This window comes from Pantoea sp. BJFS-204 (genome assembly GCF_049310725.1).
GTDB lineage: Bacteria > Pseudomonadota > Gammaproteobacteria > Enterobacterales > Enterobacteriaceae > Pantoea > Pantoea agglomerans.
Genome location: NZ_JBMOWE010000008.1, coordinates 84,207 through 98,968, shown reverse-complemented (window position 1 = coordinate 98,968; position 14,762 = coordinate 84,207). Strand labels below are relative to the sequence as shown.

Here is a 14,762-nt window from a genome sequence, read left to right as displayed (position 1 = left end):
ACAGGCTCCCGATTATTCAACGTATTAGACACAGATAAGGAACACACCCATGTCAGAACGTTTACACAATGACGTGGATCCGATTGAAACTCGTGACTGGCTACAGGCGATCGAATCGGTCATCCGTGAAGAAGGTGTTGAACGTGCACAGTATCTGATTGATCAGGTACTGGGTGCAGCCCGCAAAGGCGGCGTAAACGTGGCTGCAGGATCTTCTGCAATCAGCAACTACATCAACTCTATTGCCGTTGAAGATGAACCCGATTATCCGGGCAATACCTCTCTTGAACGTCGTATCCGTTCCGCAATTCGCTGGAACGCCATCATGTCGGTGCTGCGCGCATCGAAGAAAGATCTGGAACTCGGCGGCCACATGTCCTCCTTCCAGTCTTCTGCGACGATTTATGAAGTGTGCTTCAACCACTTCTTCCGCGCGCGCAGTGAGAAGGATGGCGGCGATCTGGTCTATTTCCAGGGCCACATCTCTCCCGGCATTTATGCCCGTGCGTTCCTTGAAGGTCGTCTGACCGAAGACCAGATGAATAACTTCCGTCAGGAAGTTGACGGTAAAGGCCTCTCTTCTTATCCGCACCCGAAATTAATGCCGGAATTCTGGCAGTTCCCGACCGTATCAATGGGTCTGGGTCCGCTATCGGCTATCTATCAGGCGAAGTTCCTGAAGTATCTGGAACACCGTGGCCTGAAAGATACCTCTGCTCAGACCGTTTACGCCTTCCTGGGTGACGGTGAGATGGATGAGCCAGAATCTAAAGGCGCGATCACCATCGCGACCCGTGAAAAACTGGATAATCTGGTCTTCATCATTAACTGCAACCTGCAGCGTCTGGATGGCCCGGTTACCGGTAATGGCAAGATCATCAACGAGCTGGAAGGCATCTTTGCCGGTGCTGGCTGGGAAGTGATCAAGGTCATCTGGGGCGGTCGCTGGGATGAGCTGCTGCGCAAAGATACCAGCGGCAAGCTGATTCAGCTGATGAACGAAACCGTCGACGGCGATTACCAGACCTTCAAATCCCGTGATGGTGCCTATGTGCGTGAGCACTTCTTTGGTAAATATCCGGAAACCGCCGCGCTGGTTAAAGATCTGTCCGATGATGAAATCTGGGCATTGAACCGTGGCGGCCACGATCCGAAGAAAATCTACGCGGCACTGAAAAAAGCGCAGGACACCAAAGGCAAGCCAGTACTGATCCTGGCGCATACCATCAAAGGTTATGGTATGGGCGACACCGCGGAAGGCAAAAACATTGCCCACCAGGTGAAGAAGATGAACATGGATGGCGTGCGCTATATCCGTGATCGCTTCAACGTGCCAGTTGCAGATGACAAAATTGAATCACTGCCGTACGTGACCTTTGAAAAGGGCTCTGAAGAGCACACGTATCTGCACGGTCAGCGTGAGAAGTTAGGCGGCTACCTGCCAACACGTCAGCCGAAGTTCACTGAAAAGCTGGAAATGCCAGCACTCGAAGAGTTCAGTGCGCTGCTGGATGAGCAGAACAAAGAGATCTCAACCACCATCGCCTTTGTACGTGCCCTGAACGTGATGCTGAAGAACAAGTCGATCAAAGATCGCCTGGTTCCGATCCTCGCTGATGAAGCGCGTACCTTTGGTATGGAAGGTCTGTTCCGTCAGATTGGTATCTACAGCCCGAACGGTCAGCAGTACACCCCGCAGGACCGCGAGCAGGTTGCTTACTACAAAGAAGACGAGAAAGGCCAGATTCTGCAGGAAGGGATCAACGAGCTGGGCGCAGGTTCATCCTGGCTGGCTGCGGCGACCTCTTACAGCACCAACAACCTGCCGATGATCCCGTTCTACATCTATTACTCGATGTTCGGCTTCCAGCGTATCGGCGATCTGATGTGGCTGGCGGGCGACCAACAGGCGCGCGGCTTCCTGGTCGGCGGCACCTCAGGTCGTACTACCCTGAACGGCGAAGGTCTGCAGCATGAAGATGGTCACAGCCACATTCAGTCGCTGACTATCCCGAACTGTATCTCCTACGATCCTTCTTACGCCTATGAAGTGGCTGTCATCATGCATGACGGTCTGGTGCGTATGTATGGCGAAGCGCAGGAGAACGTTTACTACTACATCACCACGCTGAACGAAAACTACCATATGCCAGCAATGCCCGCTGGTGCAGAAGAGGGTATCCGTAAGGGTATCTACAAACTGGAAACGGTAGACGGCAGCAAAGGCAAAGTGCAGCTGCTGGGCTCAGGTTCTATCCTGCGTCATGTGCGTGAAGCTGCGCAGATCCTGGCGAAAGATTACGGTATCGGCTCTGATGTCTACAGCGTCACCTCGTTCACTGAACTGGCACGTGATGGCCAGGATTGTGAGCGCTGGAACATGCTGCATCCGACAGAAGAAGCGCGCGTACCTTACATCGCTCAGGTGATGAACGACGCACCTGCTGTCGCCTCAACCGACTACATGAAACTGTTCGCTGAGCAGGTTCGTAGCTATGTCCCGGCCAGCGATTATCGCGTACTGGGTACCGATGGCTTTGGTCGCTCTGACAGCCGTGAGAACCTGCGTCATCACTTTGAAGTTGATGCATCTTATGTGGTGGTTGCCGCGCTGGGTGAGCTGGCTAAACGCGGCGAGATCGAGAAGAAAGTGGTGGCCGACGCGATCACCCGATTCAATATCGATGCCGATAAAGTTAACCCGCGTCTGGCTTAAGAGGTAATAGAGTAATGGCTATCGAAATTAAGGTACCGGATATCGGGTCTGACGAAGTTGAAGTCACCGAGATTCTGGTGAAAGTTGGCGACAAGGTGGAAGCCGAGCAGTCGCTGATCACCGTGGAAGGCGACAAAGCCTCAATGGAAGTGCCGTCGCCGCAGGCTGGCGTAGTGAAAGAGATCAAAATCTCTACCGGTGACAAAGTTGAGACCGGCTCACTGATCATGGTGTTTGATGCTGAAGGCGCTGCGGAAGCAGCACCTGCCGCCGCCGAAGAGAAAAAAGCGGACGCGGCGCCAGCGCCAGCCGCTGCTGCGGCCACGGCCAGCAAAGAAGTGGCTGTGCCGGATATCGGCGGTGACGAAGTTGAAGTCACTGAGATCCTGGTTAAGGTTGGCGACAAAGTCGAAGCCGAGCAGTCACTGATTGTGGTGGAAGGCGATAAAGCGTCGATGGAAGTCCCGGCTCCGTTCGCGGGTGTGGTCAAAGAGATCACTATTTCCACCGGCGACAAGGTCAGCACCGGTTCAGCCATCATGGTCTTTGAAGCAGAAGGCGCAGCACCGGCCTCTGACGCGAAGCCAGAAGTGAAAGAAGAAGCGGCATCGGCACCTGCCGCGGCTGCAGGCGCCAAAGACGTTAACGTTCCGGATATCGGCGGTGATGAAGTTGAAGTTACCGAGATCCTGGTCAAAGTCGGCGACAAAGTTGAAGCTGAGCAGTCACTGATTGTGGTTGAAGGCGACAAAGCCTCTATGGAAGTGCCTGCGCCGTTTGCAGGTACCGTCAAAGAGTTGAAAGTGGCGACCGGCGATAAAGTCAGCACCGGCTCACTGATCATGGTGTTCGAGGTCGAAGGTGCTGCTCCGGCTGCCCCTGCGGCCGCGAAACAGGAAGCTGTACCGGCTCCTGCTGCCAAATCTGACGCTAAAGCCGCGGCACCCGCTCCAGCTAAAGCGGAAAGCAAAGGTGAGTTCGCAGAGAACGACGCTTACGTTCACGCTACCCCGGTGATCCGTCGCCTGGCGCGCGAGTTCGGTGTTAACCTGGCGAAAGTCAAAGGCACCGGCCGTAAAGGTCGCATTCTGAAAGAAGACGTGCAGGCTTACGTGAAAGAGGCCGTGAAACGCGCTGAAGCGGCACCAGCTGCAGCCAGCGGCGGCGGTCTGCCAGGCATGCTGCCATGGCCGAAAGTTGATTTCAGTAAGTTTGGCGAAATCGAAGAAGTCGAACTGGGTCGTATCCAGAAAATTTCTGGCGCGAATCTGAGCCGTAACTGGGTAATGATCCCGCACGTTACGCATTTCGACAAAACCGATATCACCGATCTGGAAGCCTTCCGTAAGCAGCAGAATGCTGAAGCAGAGAAGCGTAAGCTGGATGTGAAGTACACCCCGGTGGTGTTCATCATGAAAGCGGTCGCGGCGGCGCTTGAGCAGATGCCACGCTTCAACAGCTCGCTGTCTGAAGATGCACAGAAACTGACGCTGAAAAAATATATCAACATCGGTGTGGCGGTTGATACACCAAATGGCCTGGTGGTTCCGGTCTTCAAAGACGTGAACAAGAAAGGCATCACCGAGCTGTCGCGTGAACTGATGGCGATTTCGAAGAAAGCGCGTGACGGTAAGCTGACAGCGGGCGACATGCAGGGCGGATGTTTCACCATCTCCAGCCTGGGCGGCCTGGGCACTACGCACTTCGCGCCGATCGTGAACGCGCCGGAAGTGGCTATCCTGGGTGTCTCTAAATCGGCGATGGAGCCGGTGTGGAACGGTAAAGAGTTTACTCCGCGTCTGATGATGCCGATTTCTCTCTCCTTCGACCACCGCGTAATCGACGGTGCTGATGGTGCACGATTCATCACCATCATCGGCAATATGTTGTCTGACATTCGTCGTTTAGTTATGTAAATGTAAAGAAGGCCGGCGGAAGCCGGCCTTCCTGTAACGATTCGTCGCGCCGCGGTTGGCAGTTTGTTAACAATTCTGTAAACTCTTGCGGTGAAAGTCCCGGTGGAACAAGGGCATTATAAGAAAGTCTGACCCGCCGGATATCAATTAAGAGGTCATGATGAGTACAGAGATTAAAACCCAGGTCGTAGTACTTGGGGCAGGTCCTGCAGGTTACTCTGCAGCCTTCCGTTGTGCGGATTTAGGTCTGGAAACCGTACTGGTAGAGCGTTACAGCACCCTGGGTGGTGTTTGTCTGAACGTCGGTTGTATCCCATCTAAAGCGCTGCTGCATGTTGCTAAAGTGATTGAAGAGGCGAAAGCCCTTGAAGAGCACGGCATTGTGTTTGGCCAGCCATCTACTGATATCAACAAGATTCGCAGCTGGAAAGAGAAGGTTATCAACCAGTTGACTGGCGGCCTGTCAGGAATGGCAAAAGGTCGTAAAGTCACCGTGGTTAACGGCCTTGGCAAATTCACCGGTGCTAACACCCTGGTGGTTGAAGGAGAAGGCGGCGCGACCACCATCAACTTCGATAATGCCATTATCGCTGCGGGTTCACGTCCAATCGAACTGCCATTCATTCCACATGAAGATCCACGTGTCTGGGACTCTACCGATGCGCTGGAACTGAAAGAAGTGCCGAAGCGCTTGCTGGTCATGGGCGGCGGCATCATCGGTCTGGAAATGGCGACGGTTTATCATGCGCTGGGTTCAGAGATTGATGTGGTTGAGATGTTCGACCAGGTTATCCCGGCTGCGGATAAAGACGTGGTGAAAGTCTTTACCAAGAAAATCAGCAAGAAATTTAACCTGATGCTGGAAACCAAAGTGACCGCCGTTGAAGCAAAAGACGATGGCATTTACGTTTCAATGGAAGGTAAAAAAGCACCAGGCGAAGCGCAGCGTTACGACGCGGTGCTGGTGGCGATCGGCCGTGTGCCGAACGGTAAAGGTCTGGATGCCGGTAAAGCGGGCGTGGAAGTGGACGATCGCGGCTTCATTCGCGTCGACAAGCAGATGCGCACCAACGTGCCACACATCTATGCTATCGGCGACATCGTCGGTCAGCCAATGCTGGCGCACAAAGGCGTGCATGAAGGCCACGTGGCGGCAGAAGTGATCTCCGGTCTGAAGCACTACTTCGATCCGAAAGTGATCCCTTCAATTGCCTATACTGAGCCAGAAGTTGCCTGGGTCGGTCTGACCGAGAAAGAAGCGAAAGAGAAGGGCATCAGCTACGAGACCTCCACCTTCCCGTGGGCAGCCTCAGGCCGTGCTATCGCTTCTGATTGTGCAGACGGTATGACCAAACTGATTTTCGACAAAGAGACGCACCGGATTATTGGTGGCGCGATTGTCGGTACTAACGGCGGCGAGCTGTTAGGCGAAATCGGTCTGGCGATTGAGATGGGTTGTGATGCGGAAGATATTGCGCTGACCATCCACGCTCACCCGACCCTGCATGAGTCAGTCGGTCTGGCGGCAGAAATCTTCGAAGGCAGCATCACCGATCTGCCTAACGCGAAAGCGAAGAAGAAATAACTTTCTGCTACTAAAGAAGAAAGCTCCCGTTATGGGGGCTTTTTTTTCGCCTGGAGTTTGGTGCTGTATGGCAAGAATCGATTTGGGTTAAGACTAAAGGTAACCCCAATAACCCTGAAAACGTTGCCTGTGAGAGTTATTAGAGTTATCGTGCTTTCATCGGGACGCGACAGGACACAGGGATGGATAGCAGCACGTTAATTTCCGAAATGAAGGCTGATGGCTGGGTTCTGACAGGGATAAACGGTAGCCATCACCATTTCACACATCCGACAAAACCGGGGCTGGTTACAGTACCCCATCCTAAAAAAGACTTACCGATCGGTACGGTAAAGAGCATCAGGAAACAAGCGAGAATTTAATCCCGCTTGTCCGTAGAGGTATGAATATGTTTTATCCAATCGCGATTGAAGCGGGTGATCACGAACACGCATACGGCGTAATCGTTCCCGATTTACCAGGGTGTTTCTCTGCCGGGGATACTCTTGATGAAGCCATTAAAAACGCCAAAGAGGCTATCACAGGGCATATCGAATTATGTGTAGAGCTCGGTCATGAGATCCCTGCCGTGTCCACCATTGAGACTCTGGCCACGAATCCTGACTATCAGGGTTATATCTGGGCATTGGTTGATGTAGATGTCATTCGTTTGCTGGGCGGCTCTGAAAAAATCAATGTCACTTTACCCAGGTCGTTAATTGATCGGATTGATCGTTGTGTGGCTTCACACCCCGAATACAAAAGTCGCTCGGGCTTTCTGGCTCAGGTAGCGCTTGAGCGTATTACTGCTCCGATTAACAGGCCTCAAAAGTAAGTCCGCGTGATAGCTAAATTTATTGGTGGCAGAGGAATCAAAAGGCACCGTTTATGAGTTTTTACCCCTTAAGCCGTTGCCATGATCTTTCTCACGTATGGTCAGGTTGATGTCTTTGATGATGCTTTTATCCAGATTGATAAAACCGGCGTAAGAATGCATATTCCGGTGAATCTGGATGGACTGCAGCTGATTCTCTTCCTGACTCTTACAAATCAGTGAGTTACTGATCTTTAAATACGTGAATTTAGTGGTGATTTTTTTATGAGGGTAAAATCATCATATTTTACAGCCACATACATTAAGAGTGTTCCCCGCGCTAGCGGGGATAAACCGCATTGATGATGGAGGTGGCCAGACATCTGGCCTGTAATCCCCTACGAATGTGAATATCAGAGTCAGGCCCGATGAAAAAAAAGAACAGCACTCCCACACCTCACGATGCCACTTTCCGGCAGTTTCTCTCACAGCCGGACATTGCCCGCGACTTCATGGAACTACATCTGCCCGCCGAACTGCGCGCTATATGCGACCTCAGCACCCTGAAACTTGAATCCGGTTCGTTCGTTGAAGACGATCTTCGCCAGTATTTCAGCGATATCCTCTACAGCCTGAAGACCAGTAACGGGGATGGGTACATACACGTCCTGGTTGAGCATCAGTCTACGCCGGACAGGCATATGGCATTCAGGCTGATGCGATACGCTGTGGCGGCTATGCACCGCCACCTTGAAGCGGGCCATAAGCAGCTGCCGCTGGTTATACCGGTACTGTTCTATACCGGCAAACGCAGCCTTATCCGTATTCAACACGCTGGCTCGACGAATTTGAAGACCCTTCGCTGGCGGAAAACCTCTATGGCAGTACCTTTCCACTGGTGGATGTCACGGTGATCCCGGATGAGGAAATCATGGGGCACCGCAGCATGGCGGCGCTGACGCTGTTACAGAAGCACATACATCAGCGTGACATCGCGACTCTCACCGATCGGCTGGCCACGTTACTGATGGCCGATTATCTTTCTTCACCCCAGGTAACAGCGCTGATACACTATTTACTGCAGGCAGGCGAGTCGGCTGACTCCGAAGCCTTCGTGCGCGAACTGGCACAGCGAGTGCCGCAACACGGAGACGCACTTATGACCATCGCACAGCAGCTGGAGCAGAAGGGCATCGAGAAAGGTATTCAGCTTGGTGAACAGCGTGGAATCGAGAAAGGCCGAAATGAAGGCAAAGTCGAAGTTGCCCGCACTATGCTGCAGAACGGCATCGACCGTAACACCGTCATGAAAATGACCGGTCTCTCAGAAGATGAACTTTCACAGATCCGTCACTGATTTTGATGTCAGAAAACGGCTCGGCAACGTAAAGCCCTGCACTACAGGGCTTAACAAATTTAATGAAACGCAGGCGCTGCTCATCAGTTAGTGCGCTGACACAGTCTCCCGGGTTAACTGACTATAATTACGAGCGTGCTTTTCTGCCATTCCCGAAACTCATCACAAAGCAATTCGACTGTTATGACAAAATTACCGGGGCTCCTGGCTTAAACATCAGGATAGGTGGAGTTCCTGGGAGGAAGCAAAGAGGGCTGCAGATCAGCAGGGCATAACCTTCCTGGATGCTAAAATTCAGGGGCCGGCTAAGGTCTGGCTTATCCCTTTCACTGTTTCCAGTACACCCGGTAAACACAATATGGGATGCTGGACGGTGGCACTCTGACAGTCGAATTCTCAGAAGATTAGGCAGCAAGCTAACCTTCATCTAACCACGCATCTCCCATGCAGCCACTCGTTCAATAAACATTTGTGCCAGGGCAGTAATGGCGCTGTTGCCGGGTAGTCTCTCTTCATTGATATACATCACCAGCGAACTACTGCGTCGGCGGCCCTGCAGCAGCGGCAGGGGACGGAGCTCACCGCTCTCTAACAGCGCTGCGATATTCTGTTCCGGCAGCCAGCCATAACCTAACTGATGCTGGACCGCTTCAATGGCTGCCGACAGCGTCGTGAATGACCAGTTCTCCGCCTGATCGCCATTGACCTCTGACTGCTGCTGCTGCTGACGATCCAGAATGGTAATGCAGGGCCAGCGTGCCAGCGTAGCAGCATTAAGCGGGGCGGATTCGCGGTGCAGCGGGTGGTCGCGATGGGCGACGGCGACGAAATCGACACTCATCAGGCTTTCGCCTGCTAGCGGCGTGTCGCCATATTGCGCCACCAGCCAGAGATCAGCCTGATGCTCCGCCAGTCTGTCAGGCGTTTCGCTTCGGACGATTTCGCTAAACCAGATGCGGACATGCGGATAGCGTTGCTGAAAGGTCTGAAGCACATCGAATAGCAAGGGTTTGGGCAGAGTCGCATCGACCATCAGATCGATGCGTGAACGCTCGCCGCGTTGCAGTGCACTGGCCTGCGCCTCAAGCGCGCCGAATCCCTCCAGTAGCGGACGCACCTGCGCGAGCAACTGATGTCCCTCTGCACTCAGGACAGCGCGGCGGCCCTCCTGCTGTAATAGGGTCAAACCCAGCCGCTGCTGTAACAGGCTCAGCTGATAACTCAGTGAGGACTGGCTGCGATTGTTCTTCTCCGCTGCCAGCGCAAAACTCCCCTCATTCACTACTGCGTCGAGCAGATACCACTGTTCTAGTGTTGTCTTGTACATGCTCACTCATCTAAAAATTAAATTATTTAGTGCTAAAAATAGCGTTATTCATCGGTTTTGTAACGCGCAATAATCTCCTCAAGGAAAACAAATGAGGAATTAACCATGAGCACTTTCGATAAACATGACCTGTCTGGCATCGTCGGCAAACATCTGGTTTACACCTATGACAACGGCTGGAATTACGAGCTCTACATTAAAAATGCCAGCACCATCGACTATCGCATTCACAGCGGTATGGTCGGTAATCGCTGGGTTAAAAATCAGCATGTCTATGTCGTTCGTCTGGCGCAGGATGTCTATAAAGTTTCCTGGACTGAACCAACCGGTACCGATGTCAGCCTGGCCGTTAATCTGGCTGATAAAATTTTCCACGGCACCATCTTCTTCCCACGCTGGGTAATGAATAATCCGGAAAAAACCGTCTGCTTCCAGAATGATCATCTGGAAGAGATGGCAAAATTCCGCGAAGCGGGTCCGGCTTATCCAACCGAAGTGATTGATGAGTTCGCGACGCTGACCGTAATCCGTGATGTGGGCGAAAATAACGAAAGCGTGATCGACTGTCCGCCTGACCAGTTGCCCGCCAATTTTCCGGAAAATCTGAAAAATTAAGCATGCACAGAAGAGGTCATGACGACCTCTTCTGAATAGCAGTTTCTGTCTTGTAGCTTCTGACGTGTAACTTGCGAGGATGAAAAAGAGATTTACCGACCAGGGTTTTATCAGTAGTAATCAGCAGGACGGATTCGGTGTCAGTTGCATCAGGCTGATTTCCGGCCTGGTGTTGTTATCCTCCTGAGCTCACCTCCGCTGTACCCCATAAACACGCCGGCTTCTATTCCTGCCAGTTATCTATTTCCCTGAATCACTTCGCTAAAGCCACGGCAAAACTGACATAAACCTGCAGTCATTTGTGTGGAATGCGGTACGCTGCAGAGAGACCCATTCAGCCGACTCAGCTGGCTGATGCAGGGAGTTAAGCGGGCAGAATGGCCGTAGTGGATTATGTTGTATTTTTGTAAACAGATTAACAAACAGACGAAATACTGCTATTCTGCCCTCCGCGAAACCGGGCACCTCAACCTGGACGAGAAAGGGAAGATTGTTCTCCATAAGTGAGCAAGGTGGTCGGAAAGCCCTACATAATGAGAGCGAGGATAACGTCGTGCTAGAAGAATACCGTAAGCACGTTGCCGAGCGTGCTGCCCAGGGAATTGTACCTAAGCCTTTAGAGGCTTCCCAAATGGCCGCGCTGGTTGAACTGCTAAAAAATCCACCTGCGGGTGAAGAAGAATTTTTGATCGATTTATTGGTCAACCGCGTCCCACCTGGCGTCGATGAAGCGGCGTATGTCAAAGCCGGTTTCCTGGCGGCTGTCGCCAAAGGCGAAGCAACCTCTCCTCTGATATCTTCTGAAAAAGCGGTTGAACTGCTTGGCACCATGCAGGGCGGTTACAATATTCATCCGCTGATTGAGGCGCTGGACGATAGCAAACTGGCTCCGATTGCCGCGAAAGCCCTTTCACACACGCTGCTGATGTTCGACAACTTCTATGATGTCGAAGAGAAAGCGAAAGCGGGTAATGAATACGCGAAGCAGGTGATGCAATCCTGGGCAGATGCGGAATGGTATCTGTCACGGCCTGAACTGGCAGAGAAAATCACGGTTACCGTGTTTAAAGTCACTGGCGAAACCAACACCGACGATCTCTCTCCGGCCCAGGATGCCTGGTCACGTCCAGACATTCCTCTGCACGCCCTGGCGATGCTGAAAAATGCCCGTGAAGGCATTGAGCCTGATGAAGCGGGCAATATCGGCCCGATCAAACAGATTGAAGCTCTGAAGACCAAAGGCTTCCCGCTGGCGTATGTCGGTGATGTTGTCGGAACTGGTTCTTCACGTAAATCCGCCACCAACTCGGTGCTGTGGTTTATGGGCGACGACATCCCGAACGTGCCAAATAAAAAAGGCGGCGGCGTGGTGCTGGGCAGCAAAATTGCACCCATCTTCTTCAACACCATGGAAGATGCGGGCGCACTGCCCATTGAAGTAGACGTAAACAACCTGAACATGGGCGATGTGATCGACATCTATCCATTCAAAGGCGAAGTCCGCAACCACGAAACCAATGAGCTGCTGGCCAGCTTCGAGCTCAAAACCGAAGTAGTGATTGACGAAGTGCGCGCCGGTGGCCGTATTCCGCTGATCATCGGTCGCGGTCTGACCACCAAAGCGCGCGAGTCGCTGGGTCTGCCGCACAGCACCGTATTCCGTCAGGCGAAAGATGTCGCGGAGAGCACCCGTGGTTTCTCGCTGGCGCAGAAAATGGTTGGCCGCGCCTGTGGCGTGACCGGCGTTCGTCCGGGTGCCTATTGCGAACCTAAGATGACCTCGGTTGGCTCGCAGGATACCACCGGCCCGATGACCCGTGACGAGCTGAAAGATCTGGCTTGCCTGGGCTTCTCTACCGATCTGGTGATGCAGTCGTTCTGCCACACCGCCGCGTATCCGAAGCCGGTGGATGTGAGCACGCACCATACGCTGCCAGACTTCATCATGAACCGCGGTGGTGTGTCACTGCGTCCGGGTGACGGCATTATCCACAGCTGGCTGAACCGTATGCTGCTGCCGGATACCGTCGGTACCGGTGGTGACTCGCACACCCGTTTCCCTATCGGCATCTCTTTCCCGGCGGGTTCAGGCCTGGTGGCGTTTGCCGCCGCGACTGGCGTAATGCCGCTCGACATGCCGGAATCGGTTCTGGTGCGCTTTAAAGGTAAGATGGAGCCGGGTATTACCCTGCGCGATCTGGTTCACGCCATTCCGCTGTATGCCATCAAACAGGGTCTGCTGACCGTTGAGAAGAAAGGTAAGAAAAACATCTTCTCTGGTCGCATCCTGGAGATTGAAGGTCTGCCGGATCTGAAAGTTGAGCAGGCGTTTGAGCTGTCCGATGCGTCAGCAGAACGTTCCGCTGCGGGCTGTACCATCAAGCTGGATAAAGCGCCGATTATCGAATACCTCAGCTCCAACATCGTGCTGCTGAAGTGGATGATCGCAGAAGGCTACGGCGATCGTCGTACGCTGGAGCGTCGCATTGAAGGTATGGAGAAATGGCTGGCCGATCCTCAGTTGCTTGAGCCGGATGCCGATGCTGAATATGCCGCCGTGATCGAAATCGATCTGGCTGAAATCAAAGAGCCAATCCTCTGTGCGCCAAACGATCCGGACGATGCACGTCTGCTCTCTGACGTTCAGGGTGAGAAGATCGACGAAGTGTTTATCGGCTCATGCATGACCAACATTGGTCACTTCCGTGCTGCGGGTAAACTGCTGGATAGCCACAAAGGCCAGCTGCCAACCCGTCTGTGGGTGGCACCGCCAACCAAGATGGATGCGGCGCAGCTCACTGAAGAAGGCTACTACAGCGTATTCGGCAAAAGCGGTGCGCGTATCGAGATCCCGGGCTGTTCACTCTGCATGGGTAACCAGGCACGTGTTGCAGATGGTTCGACGGTGGTCTCGACTTCGACCCGTAACTTCCCGAACCGTCTGGGTAACGGCGCTAACGTCTACCTGGCGTCAGCGGAGCTGGCTGCGGTCGCGTCTCTGCTTGGCAAACTGCCAACGCCGGATGAGTATCAGCAATTCATGGCGCAGGTCGATAAAACGGCCAGCGACACGTATCGCTATCTCAACTTCGACCAGCTGACGCAGTACACCGACAAAGCTGATGGTGTGATTTTCCAGACCGCGGTCTGATTCTTCACCTTGCAGGCATGAATAAGGGGCGATGATTCGCCCCTTTTTTTCGTCTCAGCATGGGGTAGAGAGACAATCAAAAGCTGGCTTTCGGCAGACAGCCTGTAATAATGCGCGACGTGTCACACTTTGCCGCGAGAGCAGCACGGACACTTACCAGGTGAGACGACGACGTTGAGAGGAACGGGCGATGGAATATGAATTTTTACGCGATGTGACCGGACAGATTAAGGTTCGCATGTCGATGGATCATGAAGCGGTCGGCCACTGGTTCAACGAAGAGGTCAAAAACGATCCGGGATTGCTGGATGAAGTTGAAGCCGCCATTGAAGATGTCAAAGGCAGCGTACGTCAGTGGCAGCGGATCGGCAGCGAGTACACCATTCTGCTGGATGAAGAGGAGGTGATGATCCGCGCCAACCTGCTGGCTCTGGAAGATGACGGTATGGAAGAGGGGATGAACTACTATGACGAAGAGAGCCTCTCGTTCTGCGGCATTGAAGATTTTCAGCTGGTGATCGCTGCTTATCGCCAGTTTATGAACCAGTACGGCAAACCCGTACGGTAAGACAGTAAGGCAATCCTTTACGGTTATAAGGCCGGGCGAACTCAGCAGCCCGGCCTGTTAACTAACTCAGCGATGCACCGCCACACATTACCAGCTGCTGGCCGGTGATCGCCGCCGCCGCAGGGGAGAGCAGGAAATCGACCAGCCCGGCCACTTCCTGCGGCTGAATATAGCGGCCTATCGGTGGCAGACGGGGCGGTGAACTGGCACGGCCCGGTTGTTGCAGCATCGGCGTTTCGGTGGCGCCTGGCGCCACAATATTGGCGGTAATGCCGCGCGGAGCGAGTTCGGCCGCCCAGCTGCGCACCATACCGATCATCGCCGATTTGGTGGCGACATACTGACTGCGGCCCGCCGCACCGCCTGATGTCCGGCTGCCCAGCAGCACAATTCTGCCGCCCACACGCATCCGCGGTGCAAAATGATTCGCCAGCTGCTCAGCAGCGGCAACGTGCAGTTGCCATAAGCGTGTACTGGCGCTCAGATCCAGCTCCCCAAGCGGCGCGGCCTGCATCATACCGGCTGCATGGATCACCGCCTGCGGTACCGGTAGCGCGTCCAGTAAAGCCTGCAATGCCGCGCTGTCGCTGATATCGATTTGATGGCTCTGCCAGCCCGCTTCTGCCCGGCTTATCGCCGAGCGACTCAGGCCGATAACCTGCCAGCCCTCATCGAGTAAACGGTCAGCAATCGCCTGACCGATGCCGGAGCTGGCCCCGGTCACCAGCGCCATC

The 14,762-nt window shown here is 53.6% G+C and carries 10 protein-coding genes and 2 pseudogenes; 10 read left to right on the top strand and 2 right to left on the bottom strand.

Annotated elements, in window-relative coordinates; translation table 11 throughout:
- Positions 1-49 precede the first annotated feature (49 nt).
- From aceE to ACO6VX_RS19120, 7 genes and pseudogenes are all read left to right on the top strand, one after another.
- Positions 50-2,716 carry a pyruvate dehydrogenase (acetyl-transferring), homodimeric type gene (aceE, locus tag ACO6VX_RS19150; protein ID WP_010253944.1) on the top strand — a complete coding sequence of 889 codons (2,667 nt, stop codon included), beginning with the start codon at positions 50-52 and terminating at the stop codon, positions 2,714-2,716.
- Between the two features lie 14 nt (positions 2,717-2,730).
- A complete protein-coding gene (gene aceF, locus ACO6VX_RS19145; protein ID WP_167433374.1) occupies positions 2,731-4,632 on the top strand; it encodes a pyruvate dehydrogenase complex dihydrolipoyllysine-residue acetyltransferase in 1,902 nt (633 codons plus the stop codon).
- Between the two features lie 160 nt (positions 4,633-4,792).
- Entirely contained in the window at positions 4,793-6,217 is a 1,425-nt protein-coding gene (gene lpdA, locus ACO6VX_RS19140) for a dihydrolipoyl dehydrogenase (RefSeq protein ID WP_010253950.1), read from the top strand.
- 182 nt (positions 6,218-6,399) lie between these two features.
- On the top strand, positions 6,400-6,579 hold the full coding sequence (locus ACO6VX_RS19135) for a type II toxin-antitoxin system HicA family toxin (RefSeq protein WP_010253953.1): 180 nt from the start codon (positions 6,400-6,402) through the stop codon (positions 6,577-6,579).
- Positions 6,580-6,605: 26 nt separating this feature from the next.
- Complete coding sequence (locus ACO6VX_RS19130; protein ID WP_010253955.1) at positions 6,606-7,031, top strand: type II toxin-antitoxin system HicB family antitoxin; 426 nt, start codon at positions 6,606-6,608, stop codon at positions 7,029-7,031.
- Positions 7,032-7,112: 81 nt separating this feature from the next.
- Positions 7,113-7,202 (top strand): annotated as a pseudogene (locus ACO6VX_RS19125) (CRISPR-associated protein Cas1); the annotation flags it as partial.
- 236 nt (positions 7,203-7,438) lie between these two features.
- Positions 7,439-8,367: pseudogene (locus ACO6VX_RS19120) on the top strand (Rpn family recombination-promoting nuclease/putative transposase).
- Positions 8,368-8,794: 427 nt separating this feature from the next.
- Here the strand turns inward: ACO6VX_RS19120 and ACO6VX_RS19115 are convergent.
- Positions 8,795-9,694, bottom strand: coding sequence for a LysR family transcriptional regulator (locus ACO6VX_RS19115; protein ID WP_060679463.1), 900 nt, complete (start codon positions 9,692-9,694; stop codon positions 8,795-8,797).
- 105 nt (positions 9,695-9,799) lie between these two features.
- Between ACO6VX_RS19115 and ACO6VX_RS19110 the strand changes: the two genes are divergently transcribed.
- From ACO6VX_RS19110 to yacL, 3 genes are all read left to right on the top strand, one after another.
- The gene (locus ACO6VX_RS19110) at positions 9,800-10,309 is read left to right on the top strand and encodes a phenolic acid decarboxylase (RefSeq protein WP_010253965.1); all 510 of its coding nucleotides are present in this window, start codon (positions 9,800-9,802) and stop codon (positions 10,307-10,309) included.
- 553 nt (positions 10,310-10,862) lie between these two features.
- Positions 10,863-13,460 (top strand): bifunctional aconitate hydratase 2/2-methylisocitrate dehydratase, encoded by a 2,598-nt coding sequence (gene acnB / locus ACO6VX_RS19105; protein WP_115064838.1) that lies wholly within the window; start codon positions 10,863-10,865, stop codon positions 13,458-13,460.
- Positions 13,461-13,650: 190 nt separating this feature from the next.
- Complete coding sequence (gene yacL, locus ACO6VX_RS19100; protein WP_010253973.1) at positions 13,651-14,028, top strand: protein YacL; 378 nt, start codon at positions 13,651-13,653, stop codon at positions 14,026-14,028.
- A 61-nt stretch (positions 14,029-14,089) separates the two neighbouring features.
- On the opposite strand, the gene ACO6VX_RS19095 is transcribed toward yacL, so the two are convergent.
- Positions 14,090-14,761, bottom strand: a complete 672-nt coding sequence (locus tag ACO6VX_RS19095; RefSeq protein ID WP_157353553.1) for an SDR family NAD(P)-dependent oxidoreductase — start codon at positions 14,759-14,761, stop codon at positions 14,090-14,092.
- Position 14,762 lies beyond the last annotated feature (1 nt).